Source organism: Amycolatopsis sp. 195334CR, from assembly GCF_017309385.1.
Classification (GTDB): domain Bacteria; phylum Actinomycetota; class Actinomycetes; order Mycobacteriales; family Pseudonocardiaceae; genus Amycolatopsis.
Window position 1 is genome coordinate 3,192,294 of record NZ_JAFJMJ010000001.1, and the last position, 24,627, is coordinate 3,216,920.

The following is a 24,627-nucleotide window of genomic DNA, read 5'->3' on the forward strand; positions in this document are numbered from 1 at the left end:
CGAGACATACAGGAGTTGACGTGATCCAGCAGGAGTCGCGACTGCGAGTCGCCGACAACACGGGTGCCAAGGAGATCCTCTGCATCCGCGTGCTCGGCGGTTCGGGGCGGCGCTACGCGGGTATCGGCGACATCATCGTCGCCACCGTTAAGGACGCCATCCCGGCTGCCGGGGTGAAGAAGGGCGACGTGGTCAAGGCCGTCATCGTCCGCACGGTGAAGGAGCGGCGTCGTCCGGACGGCTCCTACATCCGGTTCGACGAGAACGCCGCGGTGCTCATCAAGAACGACAACGAGCCGCGTGGCACCCGCATCTTCGGCCCGGTCGGCCGTGAGCTGCGCGATCGGAAGTTCATGAAGATCATCTCGCTCGCGCCGGAGGTGTTGTAAGTGAAGGTGAAGAAGGGCGACACGGTCGTCGTCATCGCCGGCAAGGACAAGGGCGCCAAGGGCAAGGTCATCCAGGCCTACCCGGAGCGGTCGCGGGTGCTGGTCGAGGGTGTGAACCGGATCAAGAAGCACACGCGGATCAGCCAGACCCAGCGCGGTGCGCAGTCCGGCGGCATCGTGACCCAGGAAGCCCCCATCCACGTGTCGAACGTGATGGTCGTCGACTCCGACGGCAAGCCGACCCGGGTGGGCTACCGCATCGGCGAGGACGGCAAGAAGGTCCGGATCTCGCGCAGGAACGGCAAGGACATCTGATGACCACCGCTGAGAAGATCGTGCCGCGTCTCAAGACGCGCTACCGCGAGACAATCGCGGGCGAGCTCCAGAAGGAGTTCGAGTTCGCGAACGTGCACCAGATCCCCGGTGTGGTCAAGGTCGTGGTGAACATGGGCGTCGGCGACGCCGCCCGTGACAGCAAGCTGATCGAAGGCGCCATCCGCGACCTGGCCACCATCACCGGGCAGAAGCCCGAGGTGCGCAAGGCCCGGAAGTCGATCGCGCAGTTCAAGCTGCGCGAGGGCCAGCCGATCGGCGCGCGGGTGACCCTGCGCAACGACCGCATGTGGGAGTTCCTGGACCGGCTGCTGAACATCGCGCTGCCGCGTATCCGGGACTTCCGCGGGCTGTCGCCGAAGCAGTTCGACGGCAACGGCAACTACACCTTCGGTCTCAACGAGCAGTCCATGTTCCACGAGATCGACCCCGACTCCATCGACCGCCCGCGCGGCATGGACGTCACCGTTGTCACCACCGCCACCACCGACGACGAGGGCCGCGCGCTGCTTCGCAAGCTCGGCTTCCCGTTCAAGGAGAACTGAGCCGATGGCCAAGAAAGCACTGGTCCACAAGGCCGCGAAGAAGCCGAAGTTCAAGGTGCGCGGCTACACCCGCTGCCAGCGGTGCGGGCGTCCGCACTCGGTCTTCCGCAAGTTCGGGCTGTGCCGTATCTGCCTGCGCGAGATGGCGCACGCGGGCGAGCTGCCCGGCGTGAGCAAGTCCAGCTGGTAAAGGCTTCCTTCAAGACTCCCAAGTTCGCCACAGGCCCCGCCACGATGGTGGCGGGGAACCAGGGCGAGAAAGGTTGACAGGTCACCATGACGATGACCGACCCGATCGCAGACTTCTTGACCCGTCTGCGTAACGCGAACTCCGCGTACCACGACGAGGTCGTGCTGCCCCACTCGAAGCTCAAGGCGAACATCGCCGAGATCCTCAAGCGCGAGGGTTACATCTCGGCGTTCCGCGACGAGCCGGGCGAGAAGCACAAGAACCTCGTGGTGCAGCTCAAGTACGGCCCGAACCGTGAGCGCAGCATCGCCGGCCTCCGGCGTGTGTCGAAGCCCGGTCTGCGCGTGTACGCCAAGTCCACCGAACTGCCCAGCGTGCTGGGTGGCCTCGGGGTCGCCATCATCTCGACGTCCTCCGGTCTGCAGACCGACCGGCAGGCCAAGCGCAACGGCGTGGGCGGCGAAGTCCTCGCCTACGTCTGGTAAGGGAGGGGATCAAGCTATGTCACGTATCGGAAAGCTGCCGATCACCGTCCCCGCCGGGGTCGAGGTGAAGATCGACGGGCAGCACATCTCGGTCAAGGGACCGAAGGGCACGCTCGAGCACACCATCGCCGAGCCCATCACCGCGGAGCTCAACGACGGGGTCATCGAGGTCAAGCGCCCGGACGACGAGCGCTCCAGCCGCGCCCTGCACGGGCTCAGCCGCACCCTGGTGAACAACCTGGTGGTCGGCGTGACCGAGGGCTACGAGAAGAAGCTCGAGATCCACGGCGTCGGTTACCGCGTGCAGGCCAAGGGCTCGGACCTCGAGTTCGCGCTCGGCTTCTCCCACCCGGTGCACATCCCGGCTCCGGAGGGCATCACCTTCAAGGTGGAGACCCCGACCCGGTTCTCGGTGTCCGGCATCGACAAGCAGAAGGTCGGCCAGACGGCCGCGGTCATCCGCAAGCTGCGCCGCCCGGACCCGTACAAGGGCAAGGGCCTGCGGTACGAGGGTGAGCGCATCCGCCGCAAGGTCGGAAAGACGGGTAAGTGATCATGAGCGACACGACTACGACGAAGCGCAAGCCGGTCGGCAAGGACGTCTCGACCCGCCGTCGCGTGGCGAAGACCCGTCGGCACTTCCGGCTCCGCAAGAAGATCAGCGGGACTCCGGAGCGGCCTCGCCTGGCCGTCAAGAAGTCCTCGCGGCACCTGTCCGTCCAGCTGATCGACGACCTGGCCGGGCACACCCTGGCCGCGGCGTCGACCATGGAGGCGGACGTGCGCGCGGCCGACGGCGACAAGAAGGCCAAGGCCGCCAAGGTGGGCGAGCTGCTGGCCGCCCGCGCCAAGAACGCCGGGGTGACCAGCGTGGTGTTCGACCGGGGTGGCAACGCCTACCACGGCCGCATCGCCGCGCTCGCGGACGCCGCCCGCGAGGCGGGCCTGGAGTTCTGATGACGATGCAGTGCATGCTGGTGAATGGAAGGAAAGCCTGATGCCGGGACGTACACGGCAATTCGGCGGCGGCCAGGGCGGTCCCGGCGGGCAGGGCGGCAACGACCGCAATGACCGCCGCGAGCGCCGGGATCGCCGCGACGGCGGCCGTGGCGGGGCGGCCCAGGAGAAGACCCCGCACCTCGAGCGCGTGGTGGCCATCAACCGCGTGGCCAAGGTCGTGAAGGGTGGTCGTCGCTTCAGCTTCACCGCCCTGGTCGTGGTCGGTGACGGCGACGGTCAGGTCGGCGTCGGCTACGGCAAGGCCAAGGAAGTTCCCGCGGCCATCGCCAAGGGCGTCGAGGAGGCGAAGAAGAACTTCTTCCGCGTGCCTCGGATCGCCGGCACCATCCCGCACCCGATCCAGGGTGAGGACGCCGCCGGTGTGGTGCTGCTGCGCCCGGCGAGCGCCGGTACCGGTGTGATCGCCGGTGGTTCGGTGCGTGCGGTGCTGGAGTGCGCCGGGGTGCACGACGTGCTCTCGAAGTCGCTCGGCAGCGACAACGCGATCAACATCGTGCACGCCACCGTCGCGGCTCTGAAGGGCCTGCAGCGTCCGGAGGAGGTGGCGGCCCGTCGCGGTCTGCCGCTCGAGGACGTCGCTCCGGCCCGGATGCTGCGCCAGCGCGCCGGTCAGGGGGTCTGAGATGGCTCAGCTCAAGGTGACGCAGGTCAAGAGCAAGATCGGCACGAAGCACAACCACCGCGAGTCGCTGCGCACCCTCGGGCTGCGCAAGATCCGGCAGTCGGTGGTGCGTGAGGACACTCCCCAGGTGCGTGGCCTGATCCACACGGTTCGCCACCTGGTGGAGGTCGAGGAGGTCAAGTCATGACGGCCATCAAGATCCACCACCTGCGCCCGGCGCCCGGCGCCAAGTCGGAGAAGATCCGCGTCGGCCGTGGTGAGGGTTCGAAGGGCAAGACGGCTGGTCGCGGTACGAAGGGTACGAAGGCGCGGAAGAACGTGCCCGTGCGCTTCGAGGGTGGGCAGATGCCCATCCACATGCGCCTGCCGAAACTGCGCGGGTTCAAGAACCGGTTCCGCACCGAGTACCAGCCGGTGAACGTGGGCGACATCGCCCGCGTCTTCGCCGACGGTGGCAAGGTCGGGCCGGAAGAGCTGGCCGCTCGCGGCCTGGTCCGCAAGGGCAAGCTGGTCAAGGTGCTGGGCAACGGTGACATCAACGGCGTCAAGCTCGACGTCACCGCCGACGCCTTCTCCGGCTCGGCCAAGGAGAAGCTCGAGTCCGCCGGTGGCTCCGCCACCACCAACTGACGCTTTTCCCCGCAAAAGGCCCGCCAGGTCCATCCGGACCAGGCGGGCCTTTTCCGTACCCACCCATCCCCACAGCCCATCCGTTCCTCCCTCCGCCCCACCCTCTCCTGCCACCCACCATCCGGCCCCCCTGCCACCACCACCGCCCCACTCCCGCCCCATCAACCTGCTTTACCCCGCAGAAGCCGACACACCCGCCTCAACCGCCGAACGCCGACCCTGCTTTAGCCCGCAGAAGCCGGACCCTCTTTTAGTCCGCGGACGCCGGTGCCTGCTTTACTCCGCAGAATCCGACGCCTCCTTCGTCTGCGGAAGCCGGAACCCTGCTTCTCCCCGCGAAAGCCGACACCTGCTTTAGCCCGCAGAAGCTGATAGCTCCGCCCTCAGACCTCGCGACCCCGCTTCTCCCCGCAGAAGTCGGCACCGCCGCCGTCGGGACCTGCTTTTGCCCGCAGAAGCAGGTCAGTGCCAGGATCGCGCCCATGACGGATCAGCCGCCTCCACCTGAACCGGCTCCTGCCCGAGACCAGCGCCGCGGCCTGAGCGTGCTCCTCACCCTGGCCGCGCTCCTGCTCGCCGTCGCGGGCTCGTTCCTGCCGCTGTTCGTCAGCGTCCTGCCTGGTGTCGACGACTCCGACAAAGTCAGCATCACCGTCAGCGGCTGGTCCGGTGAGTCGGACACGGGCGGGTTCCCGCCGCTCGAGGCAGGCAACCTTCTCGCGCCCTTCGCCAGGAACGGCCCCATGCTGATCGTCGCCGCGCTGGTCCTGGCCGCCGCGGCCGCGCTCACCGTCCGCTCCCTCAAGACGGGCGCCGCGGCCCCGGCCCGCGCCGCCTCCGTCGCGGCCGCAGCCTTCCTGCTCGCGATCGCGGGCTCGATTGGCATGCAGGCGATCGGTTGGACGACCCTGTTCTCCTCGGGCGGCGCCCCGGCCGGCCCAGGATTCGGCTACTGGATGGTCGCCGCGGGCGCGGTCTTCGCGATCGTCGCCGCGATCCTGCTCAACCTCGATCCACAACGCACGCCGCGCCAGGACTCACCCGCCGACACCGCCGTCCACGACGTCTCGACCCCGCGCTACGGCTTCCCAGCCCCCGAGGACCCACCAGCGCACCCCTGACCGAACCTGCTTTTGCCCGCAGAAGCATGTCGCCGGAATCGGGGAGCGCTCGCGGGTGGGGCGGCGATAGGGTCGCGCCCGATCGAAGGGAGCAGGACATGGGCTGGCTGGTCGTCTTCTTCGGGGCGTCGACCCTCATCGCGCTGACGCCGGGCGCCAACAACCTGCTCGGCCTGCACCACGGCATGGGCCACGGCCTCGGCAGGGCCCTCATCGGCCTCCTCGGCAGGCTCGCCGCGTTCGTGCTCCTCATCGCGGCCGTCGCCGCCGGGCTCGGCCAGCTGCTCGCGGCCTGGGCCCCGGCGCTCACCATCGTCAAGTGGGTCGGCGTCGCCTACCTGGTCTACCTCGGCGTGCGCATCCTCATCGAAGCCAGGCGGCTTTTGCCCGCAGAAGCCGATCCGGCGGCGGGGCAGAGCGCCCTGGGGATCGCCCGCAAGGAGTTCCTGGTCGCCATCACCAATCCGAAGGCGGTGCTCATCTTCACCGCGTTCGTGCCGCAGTTCATCGATCCCGCCCACGGGCCCGTCCCCGGCCAGGTCGCTCTCCTCGGCGCCATCTACCTCCTCGCCGAGTTCCTCGCCGGAACCGTCTACATCGTCGCGGGCACCCTGGTGAAGGCCACCCGCATGAGCCTCCGCGCCCGCCGCAACATCGACCGCGGCACCGGCGTCGTGCTCCTCGGCATGGCGGGCCTGCTCGCCGGCTCCAGGACGTGAGTACTAGGCCACCCGGGTGGTTCCGCCAACTCCGGTTGTCCGCTCACAGCGGACAGAATCTCCCTCACCACAGCACTTCCCGGCCGCTGTGACCGCCCTCACCGGTGAAGATCACTCGCCACGAACGGGTGACCAGCACCTCTCGCGAGCAACCTCCGCATCCGCCTCCCCGCGAATAAGCCGCACACGGTGCCACGCGCGATCCGGGTGCTGTTAGAGTCGGCGACACGCTTTGGGGCAAGTGTGCCCTGATGCGTTCCTGGCTTGCCTGCCAGTGAGTTGTGTTCCCGCCGGTCACCGTGCCGGCCAAGCCGTTCATCGGTTCGATGGCCGATGACGTCGAGGAGGTCCCCCGCGTGCTCAGCGCCTTCCGCTCGGCTCTCGCGACGCCGGACCTGCGCAAGAAGATCCTGTTCACGCTGATGATCGTGGCCGTGTACCGGCTCGGCGCGATCACCCCAGCTCCTGGGGTTTCCTACCCCAACGTCCAGGCATGTCAGGCGCAGACCGATCAAGAGGGCATTTACTCGCTGCTGAACCTCTTCAGCGGTGGGGCTCTCCTGCAGTTGTCGATCTTCTCGACGGGCATCATGCCGTACATCACGGCGAGCATCATCGTCCAGCTCCTCACCGTGGTCATCCCGCGGTTCGAGGAGTTGAAGAAGGAAGGCCAGTCCGGCCAGGGCAAGCTGACCCAGTACACCCGCTACCTGACGATCGCGCTGGCGATCCTGCAGGCCACCGGCGTGATCGCGCTGGCCGACCGCGGCCAGCTGTTCCAGGACTGCGACCAGCCGGTCATCCCGGACAACAGCATCTACTCGCTGGCGCTGATCGTGGTCACCATGACCGCGGGCACCGCGGTGATGATGTGGCTGGGTGAGCTGATCACCGAGCGCGGCGTCGGCAACGGCATGTCCGTGCTGATCTTCCTGAACATCGCGGCCCAGCTGCCGACCGAGGGCGCCAACATCCTCGAGCGCAACAACGCCGTGGTCTTCACCTTCGTCTGCGTGCTCGGCCTGGCGATCATCGCCTCGGTCATCTTCGTCGAGCAGGGCCAGCGCCGGATCCCGGTGCAGTACGCCAAGCGCATGGTCGGCCGCCGGATGTACGGCGGCACCTCGACCTACCTGCCGATCAAGGTGAACCAGGCCGGTGTCATCCCGGTCATCTTCGGTTCCTCGCTGCTGTACCTGCCGGACCTGATCAGCCGCCTGATCGGCGATCCGAACAGCAGCTCGGGCTGGCAGGTCTTCCTGCAGAACTACGTGGTGAACCAGTCCAGCTGGGTGCACATCCTGCTGTACTTCGCGCTGATCATCTTCTTCACGTACTTCTACATCACGATCACGTTCAACGTGGACGAGCGTGCGGAGGAGATGAAGAAGTTCGGTGGCTTCATCCCGGGCATCCGCCCGGGGCGGCCGACCGCCGAATACCTGAGCTTCGTGCTCGGCCGGATCACCCTCCCCGGCTCCATCTACCTCGGTCTGGTAGCGATCCTGCCGAACTTCTTCCTGTCCATCACCGGTGACGGCAACAACCAGAACTTCCCGTTCGGTGGCACCGCCGTGCTGATCATGGTGGGTGTCGGTCTCGACACCGTGAAGCAGATCGAAAGCCAGCTCATGCAGCGCAACTACGAAGGGTTCCTCCGATGACGAGGCTGGTTCTGGTCGGGCCTCCCGGAGCAGGTAAGGGTACGCAGGCAGTCGCGTTGTCCGAAAAGCTCAGGGTGCCGCACATCTCCACCGGCGACCTGTTCCGCGCGCACGTCGGCGAGCAGACGCCGCTGGGCCGCGAGGCGCAGCGCTACATGGACTCGGGCGAGCTGGTGCCGGACACCGTCACCAACGAGATGGTCCGCGAGCGCCTGGCCGAGCCGGACGCCAAGGCGGGCTTCCTGCTCGACGGCTTCCCCCGCAACACCAAGCAGGCGGACGTGCTGGGCCAGATGCTGGCCGACGCCGACACCAGCCTGGACGCGGTGATCCAGCTCGAGGTGCCCGAGGACGTCGTGGTCGGCAGGCTGCTTTCGCGGGGTCGTTCCGACGACACCGAGGAGGTCGTCCGGCGCCGGCAGCAGGTCTACCGGTCGGAGACCGCGCCGCTGCTGGAGTACTACGGCGACATCCTGGTGACCGTGGACGGCGTCGGCGGGGTCGACGAGGTCTCGGCCAGGGTGCTGGCCGCACTGCCTGACCGCTCGTGACTGTGGGCGGACTGAGTGTTCCGAAGTTTCTCCGCCGAGGTCGCATGATCGAGCTGAAGTCCCGGGGCGAGCTGGAAGCGATGCGCGCCGCCGGGTTGGTCGTGGCGCGCACGCTGGAGCTGGTCACCGAGGCCGCGCGGCCCGGGGTCTCGACGAAGGAACTCGACGAACTCGCCGAGCAGACCATCCGGGACGCCGGTGCGGTGCCCTCGTTCAAGGGCTACCACGGGTTCCCGGCGTCGATCTGCGCTTCGGTGAACGAGCAGATCGTGCACGGCATCCCGGCGGCCTCGCAGGTGCTGGCCGACGGTGACCTGATCTCGGTGGACTGCGGCGCCATCCTGGAGGGGTGGCACGGCGATTCCGCGGTGACCATCGCGGTCGGTCCGTCCGTGTCGGCGAAGGACCTCGCGCTCTCGGACGCGACGCGGGTGGCGATGTGGGCCGGCGTCGAGGCGGTCCAGCCGGGCGCGCGGCTCACCGACATCTCGTACGCCGTGCAGACCGCCGCGGAACGCGCCGGCGAGGCCGACGGCATCGAGTACGGCATGATCCTGGAGTACGGCGGCCACGGCATCGGGACGCAGATGCACATGGAGCCGTTCCTGCCGAACGTCGGGAAGCCGGGGAAGGGCCCGCGGCTGAAGCCGGGCATGGCGCTGGCCGTCGAGCCGATGCTGACCGGCGGCGGTGGCGAAACCCTCGAACTGGACGACGGCTGGACCGTGGTCACCGCCGACGGCTCGCGAGCCGCCCACTGGGAGCACACCGTCGCCATCACCGACGACGGCCCCTGGGTCCTCACCGCCCCCGCCTGACCTGCTTTAGCGGGCAGAAGCATGTCCCGCACCCTGCTTTTGCCCGCAGAAGCCGATCGGCCCGGGGGTGGGACCGGCCGGGGCGGCGCCCTGATCGGGTCGTTTCGTATCGCCTGACCTGGTGTTTTTCCGCTACTGGCGAGTCGCCTCCCCGCCGTCTACCCTGGAGCCTGCCCGGCGGCCTCGGCCTGCCGGAAGCACCCGACCGCGATGTGACCTAACACAGTCAACCCCCGGTTGGGTGTCGCGACACGGCTTGCGTACACTGTCAAGTCGGCGTACTCATCTCGCCGGTTCCAGCGCGCGTGCAAACCTGCGGCATCGGAGTCGGGGCGGCGCGTGCGCCGGGCACCACAGCAAGCACTCACCGCTCAACCAATCACGAAACGCGGAGGACATGGGCAAGAAGGACGGGGCCATCGAGGTCGAAGGCCGCGTAATCGAGCCGCTTCCCAACGCGATGTTCCGCGTCGAGTTGGAGAACGGCCACAAGGTCCTTGCACACATCAGCGGCAAGATGCGGCAGCACTACATCCGCATCCTGCCTGAGGACAGGGTTGTCGTGGAGCTCTCGCCCTACGACTTGTCCCGTGGTCGCATCGTCTACCGCTACAAGTGATCACGGCGCAACGAGTACAAGCAGGAAAGCAGGAGACGTGAAGGTCCAGCCGAGCGTCAAGAAGATCTGCGACAAGTGCAAGGTGATCCGCCGCCACGGCCGGATCATGGTGATCTGCGAGAACCTGCGGCACAAGCAGCGGCAGGGCTGATCACCCACTCGTCGAAGAGTGGATTGACGGCACAACAACTCTCCCCGCACCTGCCGGGCCGCCCAGCGGCCTGGTTCACCCCCGGACTTCAGGCCGGGGCCGGGACACCGGTGGCGCGAGCCGCCGGATCGACAGCGAGTCGGTCCCGGGACCGGGCGGGGAGCAGACCTGAAGAGACGAATTCAGACAAGGAGCACCAGCGCCAATGGCACGACTCGCTGGCGTAGACCTCCCCCGCGAAAAGCGGTTGGAGATCGCGCTGACCTACATCTACGGCATCGGCCGTACCCGCTCCAAGCAGATGATCGCCGCCGCCGAGCTGAACGCGGACACCCGCGTGAAGGACCTCAGCGACGACGACCTGCTCAAGCTGCGGGACTTCATGGACGAGAACTTCAAGGTCGAGGGTGACCTTCGCCGCGAGGTGAACGCCGACATCCGTCGGAAGATCGAGATCGGGTGCTACGAGGGTCTGCGGTGGCGCCGCGGGCTTCCCGTCCGTGGGCAGCGGACCAAGACCAACGCCCGCACCCGCAAGGGTCCGAAGAAGACGGTCGCCGGCAAGAAGAAGGCTGGCAAGAAGTGAGCATTCGGGGCAAGAAGGTCGTGCACATCGGCGGCGCCCAGCGCCGCGGCACGGGTTCGTGCGTTTCACCGTCTGCTCTGTACGCCCGCCCGATGGCGCTCCGCCAGCTGTACACCGACGCCGGTTCCGTGATCCGGCGCGGGCAGCGTGAAGCGGCCGCCGCTCACCAAGAGAACTCGCGCTAACCGAGGAGAATCACCCAGACATGCCACCGAAGTCTCGTACCGCCGGGGCCAAGAAGGTCCGGCGCAAGGAAAAGAAGAACGTGGCCCACGGCCACGCGCACATCAAGAGCACCTTCAACAACACCATCGTGTCGATCACCGACCCGACCGGTGCGGTGATCTCGTGGGCGTCCTCGGGCCACGTCGGCTTCAAGGGCTCCCGCAAGTCGACTCCGTTCGCCGCGCAGATGGCCGCCGAGAACGCGGCCCGCAAGGCCGCCGAGCACGGCATGAAGAAGGTCGACGTGTTCGTGAAGGGCCCGGGTTCGGGCCGCGAGACCGCGATCCGCTCGCTGCAGGCCGCGGGTCTCGAGGTCGGCACCATCCAGGACGTGACCCCGCAGCCTCACAACGGCTGCCGCCCGCCCAAGCGGCGCCGGGTCTGAGGAACGGGGAGGAGTAAGCAGAAATGGCTCGTTACACCGGCCCGGCGACGCGTATTTCCCGTCGCCTCAAGGTTGACCTCATCGGCGGCGACCAGGCTTTCGAGCGCCGTCCGTACCCGCCCGGCCAGCACGGCCGCGGCCGCATCAAGGAGAGCGAGTACCTGCTTCAGCTTCAGGAGAAGCAGAAGGCTCGCTACACCTACGGCGTTCTCGAGCGCCAGTTCGTCCGTTACTACAAGGACGCTGTGCGCCGCACCGGCAAGACCGGTGAGAACCTGCTCCAGATCCTGGAGTCCCGGCTCGACAACGTGATCTACCGCGCCGGCATCGCCCGGACGCGCCGTCAGGCCCGCCAGCTGGTGAGCCACGGCCACTTCCTGGTCAACGGCAAGAAGGTCAACGTGCCGAGCTTCCAGGTCTCGAAGTTCGACATCATCGACGTCAAGCCGAAGTCGATGGGCACCCTGCCGTTCGTGGCGGCGAAGGAGTCCTTCGGCGAGCGCCCCATCCCGGCATGGCTGCAGGTCGTCCAGTCGAACCTGCGGGTGCTGGTCCACCAGCTGCCCGAGCGTGCGCAGATCGACGTTCCGGTCCAGGAACAGCTGATCGTCGAGCTCTACTCGAAGTGATCCCGGCCGGGCTCAGGCCCGGCGGTGATCGGGCGGCGGCGCCCCGAGTGCGCCGCCGCCACGCCACCCCTTTCGGCGTCATATGGCGGGCGTCGGCAGGACAAGGAGAAGGAAAGTGCTGATTTCCCAGCGGCCGGCTCTCGGCGAAGAGACGGTCAACGAAACCAGGTCCCGGTTCACCATCGAGCCGCTCGAGCCCGGTTTCGGCTACACGCTCGGCAACTCGCTGCGGCGCACGCTGCTGTCGTCCATCCCGGGCGCGGCGGTCACCAGCATCCGCATCGACGGGGTGCTGCACGAGTTCACCACCGTTCCCGGGGTGAAGGAAGACGTCACCGACATCATCCTGAACCTGAAAGAGCTCGTGGTGAGCTCCGAGGAGGACGAGCCGGTCACCATGTACCTGCGCAAGCAGGGGCCTGGTGAGGTCACCGCCGCGGACATCGTGCCGCCGGCCGGGGTCACCGTGCACAACCCGGATCTGCACATCGCCTCGCTGAACGGCAAGGGCAAGCTGGAGATCGAGCTGGTCGTCGAGCGTGGCCGCGGCTACGTGCCCGCCCTGCAGAACAAGCAGGCCGGCGCCGAGATCGGCCGGATCCCGGTCGACTCGATCTACTCGCCGGTGCTGAAGGTGACCTACAAGGTCGAGGCCACCCGTGTCGAGCAGCGCACCGACTTCGACAAGCTCATCCTGGACGTCGAGACCAAGCCGTCCATCACCCCCCGCGACGCTGTGGCTTCTGCGGGCAAAACACTGGTCGAGCTGTTCGGCCTGGCGCGTGAGCTCAACGTCGACGCCGAGGGCATCGAGATCGGGCCGTCGCCGCAGGAGGCGGACACCATCGCCGCCTACGCGATGCCGATCGAGGACCTCGACCTGACCGTGCGGTCCTACAACTGCCTCAAGCGCGAGGGGATCCACACGGTCGGCGAGCTGGTTTCGCGGTCAGAAGCCGACCTGCTCGACATCCGCAACTTCGGTGCGAAGTCCATCGACGAGGTCAAGCTGAAGCTCGTCGGCCTGGGCCTCGCGCTCAAGGACAGCCCGCCCGGGTTCGACCCGACCGCGGCCGCGACCAGCTACGACGGCGAGGGCTGGTCCGAGGGCGTTGGCGGGATCACCGACGGTATTTCGGACAACGGCCACGACGATGGCCAGGACTACGCAGAGACGGAGCAGCTGTAGGACCGGTGGTCGCTCCGATGTGGTGACGCATCGGAGCGACCTGGTTCCGTGGCTGAGAAGCTGAACTAGGAGAACCGATGCCCACCCCCACCAAGGGAGCCCGTCTCGGCGGGTCGGCCGCCCACCAGCGGCACCTGCTGGCCAACCTGGCCACGTCGCTGTTCGAGCACGGCCGGATCACCACCACCGAGGCGAAGGCCCGGCGGGTGCGTCCGCTGGCCGAGAAGCTGATCACCAAGGCGAAGCGGGGCGACCTGCACAACCGCCGGCAGATCCAGCAGGTCATCCGTGACAAGTCGGTCGTGCACAAGCTGATCGCCGAGATCGGTCCCGGTTTCGCGGACCGTGCGGGCGGCTACATCCGCATCACCAAGACGATGCCGCGCAAGGGCGACAACGCCCCGATGGCGGTCATCGAACTGGTGGCGGAGAAGACCGTGACCGCCGAGGCGCAGGCCGCGCGCAAGACCAAGTTCGCCAAGGACGAGGCCCCGAAGACCGCGGAGGCCCCGGCCGAGGAGACCAAGGCCGACGAGGACGCCCCCGAGACCGACAAGGCCTCGGACACCCCCGAGTCGACCCCCGCCGACACCCCCGAAGCCACCGACGAGGCTGCTTCTGCGGGCGAAAGCACCGCCAAGAAGGACGAGTCCTGACGGCTGAGAACACCCCGGACGAGCCCGCCACCCCCACTGGGGAGGGCGGGCTCGTCCGTCTGCGCCTGGAAGTGTCTTATGACGGCACAAACTTCTCCGGCTGGGCCAAACAACCAGGTCGGCGCACTGTTCAGGGCGTCCTGGAGGACACCCTCGCCAAGCAACCGCCCGGCGTAGCCGTCCCCCGTTCCGTGGTCGTCGCCGGCCGCACAGACGCCGGCGTCCACGCCTCCGCCCAAGTCCTCCACCTCGACGCGCAGCCTTTTGCGGGCAAAAGCATGAACACGCGGGTTCCGGTGGATGAGCGCGGGATTCCTGATCTTGAGCGCATGCGTCACCGCTGGAACCGGCACCTGCCTGCGGACGTGCGCGTGCTCGCCGCGACGGTGGCTCCGCCCGGCTTCGATGCCCGGTTCTCCGCGGCCCGCAGGCACTACCTTTACCGGGTCTCAGACGCCCCCTGGGGCGTCGACCCGCTGCGCCGGTACGACACGCTCGCCTGGGGCCGTCCGTTGTCCGTGGACCGCCTCAACGAGGCCTCGGCCGAACTGCTCGGCCTCCACGACTTCGCCGCGTTCTGCAAGCAGCGAGAGGGCGGCACCACGATTCGAGAGCTGCAGCGGCTGGTCTGGCGTCGCACGGCTGAGTACGCGGTCGAGGTCGAGGTTTCGGCGGACGCGTTCTGCCACTCGATGGTCCGCAGCCTCGTCGGTGCGCTGCTCCAGGTCGGAGACGGTCGCAAGGACACAGGCTGGCCAGGGCAGCAGCTGGAGTCCCGCGTACGAGACAGCGCGGTCGCACCCGCCCATGGGCTGACCCTGGTGGCCGTCGACTATCCGCCCGACGCCGAGCTGGCCCAACGAGCCGAGCAGACGCGCAACATCCGGACGCCTGATTCAGTTTCGTAGTTCAGCTGCCAGCTCGAACCAGCTGGATTCGTTTCAGGATCTCTTGGTAATCGGTAGCGAGATGCTCCGCGCGCACAATCACGAACTTCCAGCCTGCCTTTCGTAACCTTTGTCGGCGCTCCTCATCGCGGCGTTGCTGCGCGGCAGTGTCATGCATTCGGCCGTCGTATTCGACAGCCAACTTGTCTTCTTCGAGCGCCAGATCCAGGCGGCCGATGAACTCGCCGTTCTCGTGCACGTTCAGTTGGGTCGTGGGGCGTAGACCGCCGCACTGCATGATTACTCGCAGCTCGGACTCGGGGTGCGATTCTGCTTTGGTGTCTACGAATTCAAGGGCCAGGCGACCGAGGCGCACGCCCCAGTTCCTTCGCCGTCGGCACTCGGCCTTGAGCTTGTCGAGCCTGATCCTGATCCGTCGGAGGAACATGTCGAGGTCGGGTACGGCCGTGCGCAGGCGGCGCACGGTGCCTCGCAGGCGAGGCGCATGGCGGAAGATCAGGTCGAGGGCGATGCGGACTGGTCGCGCGATTCGTGCGTTCGCCCAACGCTTCGATTCGATTGGCCGGATATCCGTGCGTCGAATGCGCATCCCGGCTACCGGACCGAAGCGAGAGGTCTCGGGGACGACGAATTCGACCGGGTCGTAGGGCTTGGCGAGCTTCGCGCCGCGGATGGTGGCCGCCGAGCGGCCGGTCAGCACGGCTTCCGGCGGTACTCGCAGGGTTGCTCCGCGGCATCTGAGCTCGTGCGTGACTTCGGCTTCGGCGCGGACGTAAACGTCCTGGAACAGCCGCCTGAACCGAGGTCCTTGCAGCTGTGCTTTGGTCACGAAGCCAGCCGCGATGGCAGCCGAACCGCGGAAGACGTCTTTCAGGGACGGGTCGAGAACAATTTTCTTGGCCATGATCGGAGCCTGCGAGGCGGCACCGACAGAACCGGCCCAATCACGCCCAACGCACCCGACTTGTCCACAACGCCCGAAACAATCCACAACCCCACGCCGAACGTGCTACGCGGCGATGAGGCGTCTTCTGCGGGCAAAGCCGGGCGGGGCATGCTTCTGCCCGCAGAAGCATGCCCCGCCCGGGTGGTGGTTAGTCGCCTCGGCGGACTGGGCCGAGGAGTTGTTGTTCCTTCGGGGTGGTGACCAGGCGCAGGGGGCGCCACAGGTTGCGGCCCAGCGCCACCACCTGGTCATCCTTCAGGGTGGTCAGCTGCCGCATCATTTGCGGCGGCAGGTTCCAGATGCGCGCCGCGAGCTCCGCCTGGCCGATCGGGAGACGCTGCATGAGCACCAGGTCAGCGGCGTTCGCCGTGGCTCCGGCCTGCGGGTGAAGGTACGGCAGCACGTAGACCGTCGTCTGCCACGGCGAACGCGGCGGGAACAGGTCCTGCGGGGTCGGGCCGCCGTCGGTGATCACCAGCAGCGGCGCGTCTTCCGAAGGCCGCGGAAGCTCGACCGGCGACAGACGTCGAATCTGCACCAGCGGCGACGGGCGGCCGTTCGGCTGGTTCCCGGCCGCCTTCGCGAGCAGCTGCCACGCCGTGGGACGACCGGTGGCGACCACGACCCACGCACCGACCGCCATCGCCCGCAGTGCGACCTGCCGGGCCAGGTAGAGGCCGCCCACCAGCACGATCCTGGTCGGCGTTGACCGAAGCGCCGAGATGGTCAGCGGCTCGTCCTTGAGACCGGAGCCCAGGACGATGCCGCCGCGGTCGCCGGACGGGCTGACCGCGTCCAGCATCGCGGGGTCCACCGAGAACTCGGGGGCCACGCCGATGTTCTGGCCGGCGTCGCGCATTCGCGTGCTCATGCCGTGCCTCCCATCGGCATCGTGGCGGCCAGGCCGGACACCTGACGGCCGCGCAGCAGGGTGAGGTCGATGTTGAGGCGGTCGGAGATGGCCTTCATCCGGTCAGACGCGACATCCAACTCGCGCGGGTTTCGCGCGCTCAAGCGCACCACACCGCGGAGCCCGATCCTGCCTTCGTCCGCAGAAGGCGAGATGGACATGGCGATCGTCGAGGACAGGGCGCGCACGCTGCTGAGCGCGTTCAGGGTGCCGGTGATCTTGCCCTTCGGCCACCCGCTGATCGCGTAGCTCGCATGGCCTATGCCCGCAGAAGTCACGCTGTCCTTGCGCTCTTGGAGGCCGACGCGGGTGCCTGAGCCGGCGACCGAGGTCAATTCTGCGGCCGAAAGCCCGGCGCGGAGCAGTTCGTCCGGGTCCAGGGGGCGGGTGGGGACGCCTTGCGACTCGAGAGCGTTCCTAACCCGCGAAAGTGCGCCGATCAAGGCGCGGTGCGCGCCCACGACGCCGCCACCACGTTCCCGCACGGCCGTCGGGCAGCGCCGCGGGTCCAGCCTGATCGCCACCCACGTCGTCCGCCGGGCGGCCGCCTGCAGCGGGCCCAGCACCTCCATGTACGAGCTGAGCGCAGGCGAGTCCGACGGCAGCGCCGCACTACCCGGGTAGCAGTGCCAGATCACCTGGATCGAGTCCAGCACCACACCGCGGTCCTCGAGACACGGCGCCAGGGCGGACAGCGGCAGGCTCGGCGCCCCGCCGGCCTGGCTGATCAGCGCAGGTGCCGGTTCGACCAGCAGCACCGCGGTCCACGTCCCGTCGTTCCAGGCGAGACCGACCTGCTGCCGTTCGTGGTCAACCCCGTGCGCTACCACCAGATCCGGCACGACCAGCCGCAGCAGGTTCACCCGCGGGTCGTCCGGACCGGTCACCGCGTCCTCGGCGGCCGCGATCGACTCGATGCTGCTCGGCGGAGTGGGATTCGCCACTCGGCTGTGCGAGCGCATCGAATACCGCAGGCTGAGACCAACCCATTGGGTGAACCACTGCCCACCCCAGCGCAGGAAAGCGATCACCAGCGCGACGGCCGTCACACCGATGGAGACGTACAGCAGCTTCTCGTTGATCGCGAGCAACACGAGCCCGATTGCCAGGCCGACCTCGACCACGACCAGGTTCATCACCGGCAGCGGACCGAGGTTGATCCCCATCGCACGACGCCGGGCGGCACCGATCCGGACCGGAGCGGCGGGCGGCGGACCACCAGCGGGACGCGGCGGCGGGCCGGGCGGCGGACCGCCACCGGGGCCACCAGGTCCACCCGGACCCCCGGGGCCTCCCGGGCCACCGGGACCGCGGGGCCCACCCGGGCCACCGGGACCACCAGGACCTCCCGGTCCACCAGGCCCACCGGGTCCGCCCGGTCCACCGGGAACTCGCGGTCCGGCGGGACCACCAGGTCCACCGGCAGGGCCCCCCGGACGCCTCGGCGGCGGGCCGGGCGGACGGCCGCCGGGCGGAGGTGGTGGCGAACCCGGAGGCGGCCCCGGAGGTCCAGGTGGACGTGGAGGAGTGGTGACCGACATCCGCTCGTTCTCTTCCCCTCGTGCTTGCAACTGCGCCGGAAAGCCAGTCCGGAGTGTCGAACCCTAGCCGGAGTTGGTAGAAACCAACCACCAGCCGTCCCCGTGCGGCTATCCTGCGGAACCGTACCGCGAGTGGGAGAGCTGTAGGTCGAGAATGCCGTCAACACCGACAACAAAGTCTCAGGTCCAGGCATATCAGTTCGTGCTGCGCAGGATGCAGTCCGCGTTGGTCCGCAAGGACGCCGTCATGCTCCACGACCCCATGCGGACGCACTCGCGTGCCACGATCGTGGGCGTCGTGCTGGCTGTGATCGGCATGCTCGGGTTCATCATCTTCGGCTTCATCAAGCCGGCGCCGAAGCCACCTTCTGCGGGCATAGTCATCGGCGAGCAGTCCGGTCAGATCTACGTCAAGACCGAGAACCCGACCAAGCTGATCCCCACCTTCAACCTCGCCTCCGCGCGGCTGATGCTGCTCGGTCAGCAACAGCAGGCGCCGGCGGACGGGCAGCAGGCCGGTCAGCAGCAAGGCTCCGCGCCCAAGCTCGTCGAGCCCGCGGTGGTGCCGGACGAGCAACTGAAGGACATCCCCCGCGGTCGGCAGCAGGGCATCATCAACGCGCCTCAACTTCTGCCGAATAAAGACCAGCGCATCTCCGACAACTGGGCGGTGTGCGACTTCCTCCGCATCGACCCGAACCAGCCGGAGAACGTGGGTCTGCAGCAGGCTTCCCGCGAAACCAGCGTGCTCGCCGGCGTCTCGAACCTCGGCACCGACGGCATGGGCCGCGAACTCGGCGACCGCGAAGCCCTCCTCGTCACCGGCGACAACGCCGCCACCTACCTCGTCTACCGGCTCGCCAACCACGCGAACCAGCCGAACGCCAGCGTGGTGAAGGCCCGGCTCGCGCCGGGCAATATCGTCAAGGCGGCCCTGGGTGTGACGGTCAACGGCCGCAAGATCTCGACCGGTCTGCTCAACGCCATTCCCGAGGTCGACCAGCTGAACGAGCAGCGGGTGCAGAACGCGGGCGCGCCCACCAGCGGCTTCAACATCGACAGCCTGCCCATCGGCGCGGTGTTCAAGACGCAGCCGTCCGGCGCGCCGACCCAGTTCTGGGTGATCCACTCGACCGGCATCCAGGAGATCACCGAGGTGGCCGGCGACATCATCCGGACCACGAACACCTCGGTCCCGCAGAACAAGGAGGTTCGCACGGTGAACCTCGACCAGATCGCCAACGTCAAGCGGGTCCTCCCGGGCGCGCCCGAGGCGCTGAAGGTGGACACCTACCCGAAGCTGAAGCCGGAGATCCTGGACCCGATCAAGAGCGGCACGCCGGCGACCTGTCTCGGCTGGAAGACGCAGGGCGACGGGGCCACCAAAGACGAGCGCACCGCGGTCTACGTCAGCAACGAGGTGCCCTTCCCGAAGGACGCCAACGGTGCGCGGCAGACGCCGGTCGCGGTCGGCCAGGCGACGCCGGACGGCATGAAGATCGACAACTTCTACATGCAGCCGGGCCGGGCCGCGGTGGTGCGGTCGGCGCAGTCGAAGGACTCGTTCACGTCGGGGCCGATCTCGCTGGTGTCCGACCTCGGGCTGCGGTACGGCGTGCCGGACCTGCCGACGGCGCAGGCGCTGTTCGGTCCTGACCCGCAGGCGCCGGCGCCGGAGAACATCCTCAAACTGCTCCCGGCGGCGGCTACGACGTTGAACGTGAACGATGCGAAGCGGACCTACGACTCGGTGCCGGTGGACCCGAACGCGGGCTCGTTCCCGAGCTCGGCTCCGCAGGCCGGCGGCGCGGGCGGCTGACGGAACCGTCGGCCGGGAACCGTCGTCACACCGCAGAAGTCGGCAAGCGAGTCCGGAGGTGTGGTTGTGTCGGGTTTCAAGGTCGATGCCGAGGTGGTCGCCGATTACGCGAGATCGGTGGAGGACGCCGCGGCGAACCTGGACACTGCGCACGGCGCGCTGACGGGCCAGGCGCTGGCCGGTGAGGACTTCGGCGTCCTGGGACGTGAGGCGGGGGCTGCGGACGCGTACGCGCGCGCCGCAGCCGCCCTACACGCACAACTCGCCGACGGCCGCGACGCCCTGCTTTCGGCCGCAGAAGCGTTGCGTGAGGTCGCGGGGCAACACGGCGGCGGCGAAGAAGAGGCGGTCTCCACGCTCAAGAAGGCGGTGGAGTCCTGATGAGCACCCCGAACTCCGAGCCCGACGTCTTCCAGGGCCTGCGGGCCGCCACCGCCCCACCCGCCGCAGTCGCAGGCTTTAGCGGGCAAAAGCAGGATCCGGCTGGGGCGCCGGAGGTGCCACAGCGGCCCGTGGAGGCGCCGCCTGCACCGGCGGAGGCAGAAGGCAAGGGTGGGCACCTCGAGTTCCTCTCCGAGCTGTCGAAGCAGCTGGGCGTCACTGACATCGTCGAGGCGCATCTCGTGCCCGTCGTCGGTCAATGGACGGAAATGCGGGCAGAAGCAGAGCGCTGGCGTGCGGCGGCGGCTTCTGCGGGCGAAATCTCGAAGGAGCTCGCGGAGCCGCTCGGCAAGGTGGATGCGGGCTGGGAAGGCGAGAACGCGGACGCCTTCGTGGCGTACATGGGCAAGATCAACTCGGCCAGCGAGGCCGCGCAGGAGGCCATGACCACCATGGCCGACGCCCTCGACGACACCGCCGACGCCATCGAGCGGATCACCGGCACGATGATCGACGTCGTGCTTGATGCCGCAGAAGTCGCCTCCGAGTCCGCGATGTTGCCGGTGGGCGGCACCGAGCGGGCGAGGAATCACCTCATCGACGTGCAGCAGTCCACACAGGCCCTCCACGATTCTGTGCGGGACGTGCTCGAAGAATTCGCCCGTCTGTGTGACGGCGTCGAGGGCAAGGACGCCGAAGCGCGCAGCGTCGCGATGGAGAGCCAGTTCCCCGGCGAGAAGTTCGCGTTGAAGGACGCCCCGGCCGAGCCCGCAGCGGCGGTGGCGGCGCCCGGTGGGCCCGCGGCGACTGCTGAGAAGACGGACGCGCCCGCGGAAAAGGCGGCCGCGCCGCCCAGCGGTAGTGGAGGCGGTAGCGGCAACGAGAACGCCGCCAGCGGCGGTGCCGGGGCGCTCGGCGCGGACACCGCTGTGCCGTCGGCGCCGTCGCCAGGCAACCAGGTGTCCGCGGGAGCGCCGCCGGCCGCCGAGCCGGTGGCAGCGAACCCCGGTGCTACTGCGTCGAGGGGTGCTGCGGCGACCACCGGGTCCCCGATGATGGGCGGCATGATGCCCATGGGGATGGGTGGCATGGGAGGCGGCGGCCAGGGGGGTAATCAGGAGCACCGGGTGAAGACCCGGGCGACCACCGACCCCGCGGACCTGTTCGGCAAGCCGGAGCAGGTCGCGCCCCCGGTCCTCGGCGAAGACCCAGTCCGGAAGTCCCCCGACAAAGGCACCTGACGCTTCTGCGGGCAAAAGCAGGCTCGCCCGGGCTGGGTGACCTGCTTTTGCCTGCAGAAGCAGGTCACCCGGGGGCGTTAGGCGGGTTTGTTGGGGGTGGCGGGGCGGTTGCGGCGCACGGTGTGCACCACGAACAGGGTGATCAGCAGGGCCACCACGCCGCCGGCGGCGCCGGAGAGGGCCACGATCATCGGCGCCTGGTCACCGTCGTTTGCGGGCGGAAGGTCCGACGGGAGGGCGACGGGGACGGGGAGTTTCTGCTCCAGCGGGGTCGACAAAGCGATCTTGTCCTCGCCCGGGATGACCGCGGTGAGCGCCGCCATCGGGTTGATCACGCCGTAGCCGACGAACTGGTCGCGCCCGGTGCGCGAGCCCGGGTGCTGCGCGGTCGTGGTGATCCGGTTCATCACCTGCCGCGCGTTGAGGTTCGGGAACTTCGCCCTGATCAGCGTCGCCAGCCCGGCCACGTAGGGCGACGCGAAACTCGTCCCCTGGATCGGCAGGACCTGCTCGCCTTCCACGGTCTGGTTCGCGAAGTCGCCCATCCGCGCGTTCTTCGACGGGTCCAGCGAGATGATCTGCGTCCCCGGCGCGGCCACGGTCACCCACGGCCCGTTCACGCTGAACGGCGCCACGCCGCCGGTCTCGTCGATCGCCGCCACCGAGATCACGTCGTCGGTGAACCACGGCGGGCTGACGATGTTGATCGGCTTGCTCGGGTCGGGCTGGTTGTTCTGCTTGCACGCCTCGGAGGTGTTGCCCGCCGCGGCGACCACCACGATGTCCTTGTTCACCGCGTACCGGACCGCCGCCTGCAGCGCCTGCTCCTCCGGCGTGATTCCGCCGCCAGAAGCAGGTCGGCAGTTGTCGACGGACATGTTGATGACGCGGACGCCGGCGGTGTCGGCGGCGGTGCGGACCGCCTGGGCCAGCGTGGTCAGGTTCCCGGCGCCCTGCCCACCCTGCTGACGGCCCTGGTTCCCCTGGCCGGGCACGGTGTCCGAGGCGGAGGCACCGGCGGTGCCGCTCGACTCGGCGGGCTCTTCGGTGCCGGACTCCTCACCCGCGCCGCCCGACGGCGGCGGCTGCGAACCGGACGGCTGGCCGGACTCGCCGCTCGGCGGAGCCGCCGGTGGGGGCTCCGGCTTGTCGTCGACCTGGTAGTTCTGGCTCGACTGCCGGATGGAGACGATCTGCGCGTCGGGGGCGACCCCCATGAACCCGATGTCGTCCTGCTTGCGGGCGCCGATGATGCCCGCGACCTCGGTGCCGTGGCCGTCGCAGTCCTCCAGGCCGCGGCCCTCGGTGTTGACGTAGTCCCCGCCGGACTGCACCGGCTGGCCGAACGCCGGGTGCTCGGTCACGCCGGTGTCGATCACCGCGACCCGGATGATCTCCCCGGTCGGCGTCATGCCGACGTGCCCGTTGGTCGCCGCCCGCATGTGGTCGTGGACCTTGTCGAGTTGCAGGTACTTCTGCGCCCAGGGGATGTCGGGCAGCGGGATGTTGTTGTCCAGGTCGCGGGTGACGCACTGGATCTTCTTGACGTAGTTCTTGTCCGGCTTGTTCGTCGCGGACGGAAGCTTGCCCAGGTCCACCGGCGGTGGGACCAGCGGCGCCGTGCCCGGTGGAGTGCCAGGGGGCGGCGTCCCCTGCTGCGCACTCGCGGTCAGCGGGCTCAGGCCGGGGGCCAGGACCGCGACGGTGGCGGTGAGCAGCACCGTCGCCAGCCGGGACGGTGTTCCGAACGAACGCACTTCTTCCCCCTAAAGGTTCCCGCTCAGCGCGGGAAGTCGATGTGGCGCAGCGTCGAGTACAGGTCCATCACCGCGAGCGCGAGCGGCAGCACCGTCGCGATGCAGATCGCTTCGATGATTTCGACCGTGCGGCGAAGCGGCGGTGAGAAGCGCTGTCCGGGGAAGATCACCCCGACCACCAGCGCACCAGCCGCGACCAGCACCAGGGTGCCCGCCACGAACATCAGCCTGCCCATGCCGTCTTCGGTCCAGAGCCAGCCCAACAGGATTCCGCCCGCAGAAGCTATGCCGGTGGCGAGCAGGGCGACGGCCTGGCTGCCGTTGGCGTATGCCCTTCCCCGCAGAAGCAGCACGAGGGTGGCGACCACGGCCATGATCACGCCGAAGATGCTCGGCGAGGTGGCGGTGATGATCGAGGCCAGCGCCGCGGTAGCACCGCAGCCGATCAGCAGGCCGGTCATGTAGTTGTGCGCGACGGCGGTGCGGCGCTCGATGGCCGTGTAGTCGGGGAAGCCCGAGTCCTCCTTCAGCTCCTCCGCGCTGCCCGGCACGTGCGGCAGCGGCAGTTTCGCCAACTGGAGTGTGATCCTCGGCAACATCGAGATGAAGGCCAGCGACACCGCGGCGGTGCCGGCGGCGATGCCCGGCATCGGGTGCGCGACGAAGGTGGCGACCAGGAAGGCGATCGACCACAGCGCGGCGGCCGTGGCCGCGGCGATGAAGGTGGTGATCCCGGCACCGATAACCATGATCGCCACCGACGCGACGATGAGCACCAGCGCCGACGCGAGCAGCAGGTTCGCCCGGATCCCCAGCCCGGGCACGATGTAGAAACCGCTGACGAAGGCGAGTGGCAGGCCACCGGCCGCGGCGATCAGCACACCGGTCGACTCCGCCTGGTACGCCTTGACCAGCGTGGCCCCGAGCGCGATGCAGGCGATCGACCCGACGCCACCCGCGATGGCGGAGGCGAGCGCGCTCCCGCCGAACAAGCTTCCGCCCGCAAAAAGCGCCACGGCCGCGAAGAACAGGGCGAGGCCGCCGGCGATGTGGCCGATGCGCTGGGCGGTCTCCTTGGTCCACGGCCGGAAGCTGTCCGGGTCGGACTCCGCGATCGCGTCCACCACGTCGTCGTACAGCGGCGGCGGCGGGTTCTCGTTGCGCTTGCGCAGCTGCAGCAGCTCACCGTCGATCACGCCGAGCGACGCGAGCGTCCGGCTCGGGTCCAGCGGGGCGTCACCCAGCTTGGCCAGCGCCCAGCCACCGTGGCGCGCACCGCCGTCGGGGGTGGTCTCCTTGGCCATGTCGAGCAGCATCGGCAGCAGATCGGCCACCGCGACGTCGGCCGGTAGGGCCACGTCGATGCGGGTGCGCGGCGCGACCACCGTCACCCTGCTGAATACCGTCGTGCCCGTCGCCACTGGATGCCCCCTGCCTAGAGAGAATGCTGCGGGCAACTTATACCCAACGCCCGCGTCACCGTCTTCGCCCGCCCGTGGCCGAACGGATCGGCCCGGTCGGCGAGCGGCTCTAGTATTAACGCACTTCCGGTGGTCGTGGGGGTACTTCGCACGATCCCGGCCAGGTTGGGCGGTCT

Annotated in this window: 33 protein-coding genes; 27 read left to right on the forward strand and 6 right to left on the reverse strand. The window is 68.5% G+C overall.

Annotated features, from left to right (window positions below):
• Window positions 1-20 precede the first annotated feature (20 nt).
• The 24 genes from rplN (at window position 21) to truA (ending at window position 14,435) form a co-directional block, all read left to right on the forward strand.
• A complete protein-coding gene (rplN, locus tag JYK18_RS15690; RefSeq protein WP_004558867.1) occupies window positions 21-389 on the forward strand; it encodes a 50S ribosomal protein L14 in 369 nt (122 codons plus the stop codon).
• Window positions 390-704, forward strand: a complete 315-nt coding sequence (gene rplX / locus JYK18_RS15695) for a 50S ribosomal protein L24 (RefSeq protein ID WP_113695891.1) — start codon at window positions 390-392, stop codon at window positions 702-704.
• The gene (rplE, locus tag JYK18_RS15700; protein WP_206802765.1) at window positions 704-1,267 is read left to right on the forward strand and encodes a 50S ribosomal protein L5; all 564 of its coding nucleotides are present in this window, start codon (window positions 704-706) and stop codon (window positions 1,265-1,267) included. Before rplX ends, rplE begins: the two co-directional genes overlap by 1 nt.
• 4 nt (window positions 1,268-1,271) lie before the next feature.
• Window positions 1,272-1,457, forward strand: coding sequence for a type Z 30S ribosomal protein S14 (locus JYK18_RS15705; protein ID WP_113695893.1), 186 nt, complete (start codon window positions 1,272-1,274; stop codon window positions 1,455-1,457).
• A gap of 86 nt (window positions 1,458-1,543) precedes the next feature.
• Window positions 1,544-1,942 carry a 30S ribosomal protein S8 gene (gene rpsH, locus JYK18_RS15710; protein WP_153035995.1) on the forward strand — a complete coding sequence of 133 codons (399 nt, stop codon included), beginning with the start codon at window positions 1,544-1,546 and terminating at the stop codon, window positions 1,940-1,942.
• Window positions 1,943-1,958: 16 nt separating this feature from the next.
• A complete protein-coding gene (rplF, locus tag JYK18_RS15715) occupies window positions 1,959-2,495 on the forward strand; it encodes a 50S ribosomal protein L6 (RefSeq protein ID WP_206802766.1) in 537 nt (178 codons plus the stop codon).
• Between the two features lie 2 nt (window positions 2,496-2,497).
• Window positions 2,498-2,899, forward strand: a complete 402-nt coding sequence (rplR, locus tag JYK18_RS15720; RefSeq protein ID WP_153035993.1) for a 50S ribosomal protein L18 — start codon at window positions 2,498-2,500, stop codon at window positions 2,897-2,899.
• 40 nt (window positions 2,900-2,939) lie between these two features.
• Window positions 2,940-3,584: a 30S ribosomal protein S5 gene (gene rpsE, locus JYK18_RS15725; protein ID WP_153035992.1), complete on the forward strand. Its 645-nt coding sequence runs from the start codon at window positions 2,940-2,942 to the stop codon at window positions 3,582-3,584.
• Window position 3,585: 1 nt separating this feature from the next.
• Entirely contained in the window at window positions 3,586-3,771 is a 186-nt protein-coding gene (rpmD, locus tag JYK18_RS15730) for a 50S ribosomal protein L30 (protein ID WP_206802767.1), read from the forward strand.
• Window positions 3,768-4,214 carry a 50S ribosomal protein L15 gene (gene rplO, locus JYK18_RS15735; RefSeq protein WP_206802768.1) on the forward strand — a complete coding sequence of 149 codons (447 nt, stop codon included), beginning with the start codon at window positions 3,768-3,770 and terminating at the stop codon, window positions 4,212-4,214. Before rpmD ends, rplO begins: the two co-directional genes overlap by 4 nt.
• Window positions 4,215-4,696: 482 nt before the next feature.
• Window positions 4,697-5,335 (forward strand): hypothetical protein, encoded by a 639-nt coding sequence (locus JYK18_RS15740; RefSeq protein ID WP_206802769.1) that lies wholly within the window; start codon window positions 4,697-4,699, stop codon window positions 5,333-5,335.
• A gap of 98 nt (window positions 5,336-5,433) precedes the next feature.
• Window positions 5,434-6,054 carry a LysE family translocator gene (locus JYK18_RS15745; protein ID WP_206802770.1) on the forward strand — a complete coding sequence of 207 codons (621 nt, stop codon included), beginning with the start codon at window positions 5,434-5,436 and terminating at the stop codon, window positions 6,052-6,054.
• 356 nt (window positions 6,055-6,410) lie between these two features.
• Window positions 6,411-7,718, forward strand: a complete 1,308-nt coding sequence (gene secY / locus JYK18_RS15750; RefSeq protein ID WP_206804255.1) for a preprotein translocase subunit SecY — start codon at window positions 6,411-6,413, stop codon at window positions 7,716-7,718.
• On the forward strand, window positions 7,715-8,269 hold the full coding sequence (locus tag JYK18_RS15755) for an adenylate kinase (RefSeq protein ID WP_206802771.1): 555 nt from the start codon (window positions 7,715-7,717) through the stop codon (window positions 8,267-8,269). Before secY ends, JYK18_RS15755 begins: the two co-directional genes overlap by 4 nt.
• 44 nt (window positions 8,270-8,313) lie before the next feature.
• Window positions 8,314-9,087 carry a type I methionyl aminopeptidase gene (map, locus tag JYK18_RS15760; protein WP_206802772.1) on the forward strand — a complete coding sequence of 258 codons (774 nt, stop codon included), beginning with the start codon at window positions 8,314-8,316 and terminating at the stop codon, window positions 9,085-9,087.
• 397 nt (window positions 9,088-9,484) lie between these two features.
• Window positions 9,485-9,706 carry a translation initiation factor IF-1 gene (gene infA, locus JYK18_RS15765; RefSeq protein WP_009948665.1) on the forward strand — a complete coding sequence of 74 codons (222 nt, stop codon included), beginning with the start codon at window positions 9,485-9,487 and terminating at the stop codon, window positions 9,704-9,706.
• 37 nt (window positions 9,707-9,743) lie between these two features.
• The gene (gene rpmJ, locus JYK18_RS15770) at window positions 9,744-9,857 is read left to right on the forward strand and encodes a 50S ribosomal protein L36 (RefSeq protein WP_004558882.1); all 114 of its coding nucleotides are present in this window, start codon (window positions 9,744-9,746) and stop codon (window positions 9,855-9,857) included.
• 205 nt (window positions 9,858-10,062) lie between these two features.
• Window positions 10,063-10,443 carry a 30S ribosomal protein S13 gene (gene rpsM / locus JYK18_RS15775; protein WP_206802773.1) on the forward strand — a complete coding sequence of 127 codons (381 nt, stop codon included), beginning with the start codon at window positions 10,063-10,065 and terminating at the stop codon, window positions 10,441-10,443.
• Window positions 10,440-10,628 (forward strand): hypothetical protein, encoded by a 189-nt coding sequence (locus JYK18_RS15780; RefSeq protein ID WP_206802774.1) that lies wholly within the window; start codon window positions 10,440-10,442, stop codon window positions 10,626-10,628. Before rpsM ends, JYK18_RS15780 begins: the two co-directional genes overlap by 4 nt.
• A gap of 20 nt (window positions 10,629-10,648) precedes the next feature.
• Window positions 10,649-11,053, forward strand: a complete 405-nt coding sequence (rpsK, locus tag JYK18_RS15785) for a 30S ribosomal protein S11 (RefSeq protein ID WP_091505007.1) — start codon at window positions 10,649-10,651, stop codon at window positions 11,051-11,053.
• A gap of 23 nt (window positions 11,054-11,076) precedes the next feature.
• Complete coding sequence (rpsD, locus tag JYK18_RS15790) at window positions 11,077-11,682, forward strand: 30S ribosomal protein S4 (protein ID WP_153035984.1); 606 nt, start codon at window positions 11,077-11,079, stop codon at window positions 11,680-11,682.
• A 115-nt stretch (window positions 11,683-11,797) separates the two neighbouring features.
• Window positions 11,798-12,871: a DNA-directed RNA polymerase subunit alpha gene (locus tag JYK18_RS15795; RefSeq protein WP_153035983.1), complete on the forward strand. Its 1,074-nt coding sequence runs from the start codon at window positions 11,798-11,800 to the stop codon at window positions 12,869-12,871.
• Window positions 12,872-12,948: 77 nt separating this feature from the next.
• A complete protein-coding gene (rplQ, locus tag JYK18_RS15800) occupies window positions 12,949-13,527 on the forward strand; it encodes a 50S ribosomal protein L17 (RefSeq protein ID WP_206802775.1) in 579 nt (192 codons plus the stop codon).
• A gap of 65 nt (window positions 13,528-13,592) precedes the next feature.
• Window positions 13,593-14,435 (forward strand): tRNA pseudouridine(38-40) synthase TruA, encoded by an 843-nt coding sequence (truA, locus tag JYK18_RS15805; protein WP_206804256.1) that lies wholly within the window; start codon window positions 13,593-13,595, stop codon window positions 14,433-14,435.
• Between the two features lies 1 nt (window position 14,436).
• On the opposite strand, the gene JYK18_RS15810 is transcribed toward truA, so the two are convergent.
• The 4 genes from JYK18_RS15810 to JYK18_RS15825 all read right to left on the reverse strand — a co-directional run bounded on the left by JYK18_RS15810 (window position 14,437) and on the right by JYK18_RS15825 (window position 17,711).
• Window positions 14,437-15,339: a DUF559 domain-containing protein gene (locus JYK18_RS15810; protein WP_206802776.1), complete on the reverse strand. Its 903-nt coding sequence runs from the start codon at window positions 15,337-15,339 to the stop codon at window positions 14,437-14,439.
• Window positions 15,340-15,529: 190 nt separating this feature from the next.
• Window positions 15,530-16,252 (reverse strand): hypothetical protein, encoded by a 723-nt coding sequence (locus JYK18_RS15815; protein WP_113695910.1) that lies wholly within the window; start codon window positions 16,250-16,252, stop codon window positions 15,530-15,532.
• Complete coding sequence (eccE, locus tag JYK18_RS15820; protein WP_206802777.1) at window positions 16,249-17,457, reverse strand: type VII secretion protein EccE; 1,209 nt, start codon at window positions 17,455-17,457, stop codon at window positions 16,249-16,251. Before eccE ends, JYK18_RS15815 begins: the two co-directional genes overlap by 4 nt.
• Window positions 17,427-17,711: a hypothetical protein gene (locus JYK18_RS15825; RefSeq protein WP_206802778.1), complete on the reverse strand. Its 285-nt coding sequence runs from the start codon at window positions 17,709-17,711 to the stop codon at window positions 17,427-17,429. The genes eccE and JYK18_RS15825 overlap by 31 nt, the downstream gene beginning before the upstream one ends.
• Before the next feature lie 194 nt (window positions 17,712-17,905).
• On the opposite strand from JYK18_RS15825, the gene eccB reads away from it, so the two are divergent.
• From eccB to JYK18_RS15840, 3 genes are all read left to right on the forward strand, one after another.
• Window positions 17,906-19,651, forward strand: coding sequence for a type VII secretion protein EccB (gene eccB, locus JYK18_RS15830; RefSeq protein WP_307795917.1), 1,746 nt, complete (start codon window positions 17,906-17,908; stop codon window positions 19,649-19,651).
• A gap of 66 nt (window positions 19,652-19,717) precedes the next feature.
• Window positions 19,718-20,032 carry a hypothetical protein gene (locus JYK18_RS15835; protein WP_206802779.1) on the forward strand — a complete coding sequence of 105 codons (315 nt, stop codon included), beginning with the start codon at window positions 19,718-19,720 and terminating at the stop codon, window positions 20,030-20,032.
• A complete protein-coding gene (locus tag JYK18_RS15840) occupies window positions 20,032-21,273 on the forward strand; it encodes a WXG100 family type VII secretion target (protein WP_206802780.1) in 1,242 nt (413 codons plus the stop codon). Before JYK18_RS15835 ends, JYK18_RS15840 begins: the two co-directional genes overlap by 1 nt.
• 77 nt (window positions 21,274-21,350) lie before the next feature.
• Here JYK18_RS15840 and JYK18_RS15845 read toward each other — a convergent pair whose 3' ends face one another.
• The gene (locus JYK18_RS15845; RefSeq protein WP_307795918.1) at window positions 21,351-23,030 is read right to left on the reverse strand and encodes a type VII secretion-associated serine protease mycosin; all 1,680 of its coding nucleotides are present in this window, start codon (window positions 23,028-23,030) and stop codon (window positions 21,351-21,353) included.
• A 23-nt stretch (window positions 23,031-23,053) separates the two neighbouring features.
• A complete protein-coding gene (gene eccD, locus JYK18_RS15850; protein ID WP_206802781.1) occupies window positions 23,054-24,421 on the reverse strand; it encodes a type VII secretion integral membrane protein EccD in 1,368 nt (455 codons plus the stop codon).
• Window positions 24,422-24,627: the final 206 nt, after the last annotated feature.

Coding starts and splice junctions, on each gene's coding strand:
- rplE (WP_206802765.1), top strand. CDS start 704: ATGACCACCGCTGAGAAGATCGTGCCGCGTCTCAAGACGCGCTACCGC.
- JYK18_RS15705 (WP_113695893.1), top strand. CDS start 1,272: ATGGCCAAGAAAGCACTGGTCCACAAGGCCGCGAAGAAGCCGAAGTTC.
- rpsH (WP_153035995.1), top strand. CDS start 1,544: ATGACGATGACCGACCCGATCGCAGACTTCTTGACCCGTCTGCGTAAC.
- rplF (WP_206802766.1), top strand. CDS start 1,959: ATGTCACGTATCGGAAAGCTGCCGATCACCGTCCCCGCCGGGGTCGAG.
- rplR (WP_153035993.1), top strand. CDS start 2,498: ATGAGCGACACGACTACGACGAAGCGCAAGCCGGTCGGCAAGGACGTC.
- rpsE (WP_153035992.1), top strand. CDS start 2,940: ATGCCGGGACGTACACGGCAATTCGGCGGCGGCCAGGGCGGTCCCGGC.
- rpmD (WP_206802767.1), top strand. CDS start 3,586: ATGGCTCAGCTCAAGGTGACGCAGGTCAAGAGCAAGATCGGCACGAAG.
- rplO (WP_206802768.1), top strand. CDS start 3,768: ATGACGGCCATCAAGATCCACCACCTGCGCCCGGCGCCCGGCGCCAAG.
- JYK18_RS15740 (WP_206802769.1), top strand. CDS start 4,697: ATGACGGATCAGCCGCCTCCACCTGAACCGGCTCCTGCCCGAGACCAG.
- JYK18_RS15745 (WP_206802770.1), top strand. CDS start 5,434: ATGGGCTGGCTGGTCGTCTTCTTCGGGGCGTCGACCCTCATCGCGCTG.
- JYK18_RS15755 (WP_206802771.1), top strand. CDS start 7,715: ATGACGAGGCTGGTTCTGGTCGGGCCTCCCGGAGCAGGTAAGGGTACG.
- map (WP_206802772.1), top strand. CDS start 8,314: ATGATCGAGCTGAAGTCCCGGGGCGAGCTGGAAGCGATGCGCGCCGCC.
- infA (WP_009948665.1), top strand. CDS start 9,485: ATGGGCAAGAAGGACGGGGCCATCGAGGTCGAAGGCCGCGTAATCGAG.
- rpsM (WP_206802773.1), top strand. CDS start 10,063: ATGGCACGACTCGCTGGCGTAGACCTCCCCCGCGAAAAGCGGTTGGAG.
- rpsK (WP_091505007.1), top strand. CDS start 10,649: ATGCCACCGAAGTCTCGTACCGCCGGGGCCAAGAAGGTCCGGCGCAAG.
- rpsD (WP_153035984.1), top strand. CDS start 11,077: ATGGCTCGTTACACCGGCCCGGCGACGCGTATTTCCCGTCGCCTCAAG.
- rplQ (WP_206802775.1), top strand. CDS start 12,949: ATGCCCACCCCCACCAAGGGAGCCCGTCTCGGCGGGTCGGCCGCCCAC.
- JYK18_RS15810 (WP_206802776.1), bottom strand. CDS start 15,339: ATGGCCAAGAAAATTGTTCTCGACCCGTCCCTGAAAGACGTCTTCCGC.
- JYK18_RS15815 (WP_113695910.1), bottom strand. CDS start 16,252: ATGAGCACGCGAATGCGCGACGCCGGCCAGAACATCGGCGTGGCCCCC.
- eccE (WP_206802777.1), bottom strand. CDS start 17,457: ATGGGGATCAACCTCGGTCCGCTGCCGGTGATGAACCTGGTCGTGGTC.
- JYK18_RS15840 (WP_206802780.1), top strand. CDS start 20,032: ATGAGCACCCCGAACTCCGAGCCCGACGTCTTCCAGGGCCTGCGGGCC.